Origin of the sequence: Streptomyces sp. NPDC052107 (assembly GCF_040680215.1) — a bacterium.
In the GTDB taxonomy this organism is placed as follows: domain Bacteria; phylum Actinomycetota; class Actinomycetes; order Streptomycetales; family Streptomycetaceae; genus Streptomyces.
This window is the reverse complement of record NZ_JBFAWG010000262.1, coordinates 1-1,720: the sequence shown is the minus strand read 5'-3', so window position 1 is coordinate 1,720 and position 1,720 is coordinate 1. Positions and strand designations below refer to the sequence as shown.

2 pseudogenes are annotated in these 1,720 nt (G+C 68.7%); both read right to left on the bottom strand.

Annotation, left to right across the window (positions count from 1 at the left end):
• Nucleotides 1-90: 90 nt before the first annotated feature.
• Nucleotides 91-510: pseudogene (locus tag AB0M27_RS47655) on the bottom strand (transposase); the annotation flags it as partial.
• A gap of 113 nt (nucleotides 511-623) precedes the next feature.
• Nucleotides 624-1,658 (bottom strand): annotated as a pseudogene (locus AB0M27_RS47650) (HAMP domain-containing sensor histidine kinase); the annotation flags it as partial.
• Nucleotides 1,659-1,720 lie beyond the last annotated feature (62 nt).

Sequence of the window (1,720 nt, the reverse complement as noted above, 5' to 3'; positions counted from 1 at the left end):
AAAGCGGGCGACCAGGACATCCAAAACCGTTCGGGATGCCCGCAGTGACCAGGTATGGGTCCAAGACTCACTACTGCTCACTGATTAGGAACGGTAGGGCGAGCCCGGGATGAACTGGTCTTTGCTGCGGCCACGCCCGTAGACGTGGCAGAGCAGCCGGTCGGGGCTGGTGTCGGCGTCCGGCCGCAACCAAGTGGAAATGTCCACGGCCGGCACGATCCGGCCGTCCACCGCATGCGGCACGGGCAGCGACGCCAGCAGGCTCCTGAGCCGGGCCGGCTCGGCCCAGCCGGCGTTCAGCGCCTGGTAGAGGGCACCGTGCCCACGCCGGTGCTCGGCCTCCAAACTCAGGTCGACCAAGGTCTGCACGGGTCCGTCCCTTCACAGCACCGCCTCCGTCAGCTCGAAGAGCGCGTCCGCACGCGCGTAAAGGCACTCGTAGAACTCGACCCGAAAGCGGGACAAGACGTCCAACGCCTCGCCTGCGGGTCCTGGGGCGGGGAGACTCATACGCAGCGGCCGCCGTCTTGAGCTTCGTGACTCGACATCTCGAAGCGTGGAGAACGGCCGCGTCCGCTGTCCCGGGAAGAACCGCAGATCAGCCCGCTGGGTGACCTGCGACGTTAAAGATCAAGCTCAGTTTCCGCCTTTGGCAAGCGGACGTGGAAGGCCGTGTTGCCGGGGCTGCTGGTCACCTCGACCGAGCCGCCGTGGGCTCTTACCACAGCGGCAACGATCGCGAGTCCGAGGCCGGTGCCGCCGGCCGAGCGTGATCGGCTCGGGTCGGCGCGGGAGAAGCGCTCGAACAGGTCGGGCAGGAAGGTTTCCGGGATGCCCGGCCCGTCGTCTGTGATCGTCAGCCGGGCGGTGTCGGCTCCGGTGTCGAGGCGCAGCGAAACCTTCGTATCAGGCGGTGTGTGGATCCGGGCGTTGGTGAGGAGGTTGGCGACGATCTGGTGCAGCCGGTGCGGGTCGCCGATGACTGTCACCGGTTCTTCGGGCAGGTTGAGGATCCAGCGGTGGTCAGGGCCGGCGGCGCGGGCGTCGTCCATCGCGTCGAGTGCGAGCCGGGTCAGGTCGACCGTCTCGCGGGCCAGCGGTCGGCCCGCGTCCAGCCGGGCGAGGAGCAGTAGGTCGTCGACGAGGCCGCTCATACGCTTCGTCTCCGACTGGATGCGGGTGAGGGCGTGGCGGACTTCGTCGGGCATGGGGCCGGAATGCTGCAGCGCGAGTTCCGTGTGGGCCCGGACGGTGGCCACCGGGGTCCGCAGTTCGTGGCTGGCGTCGGCGGCGAAGTGCCGCAGCCTCTCCTCGCTCGCATGGCGTCGGGCCAGCGCGTCACCGACATGTCTCAACATGCCGTTGAGCGCGGCGCCCACACGCCCCACCTCCGTGCGCGGATCTGTCTCAGGTACCGGCTCGGGCATGGCCACTTCGCCGCTGGCCAGCGGGCGTTGAACGACTTCTTGGGCAGTGGCTGTGACCCGGGCCAGGGGGCGCAGTGACAGCCGGACCCACAGAGCTCCGGCCACACCCGTGGCGATCAGTGCGGCGGCGAACACGATGAGCTCCACGGCTTCGAGCCGGTGCACGGTCTCTTCTACGGGGCGCATCGGAAGCCCGGTGATCAGCATGTCGCCGTCGTCGCCGTGGACAGATCTGCAGGGTGCCACCGTCACCGCACGGCTCTACGACCTGTCCGGCCGGCTACTCGGCAGGA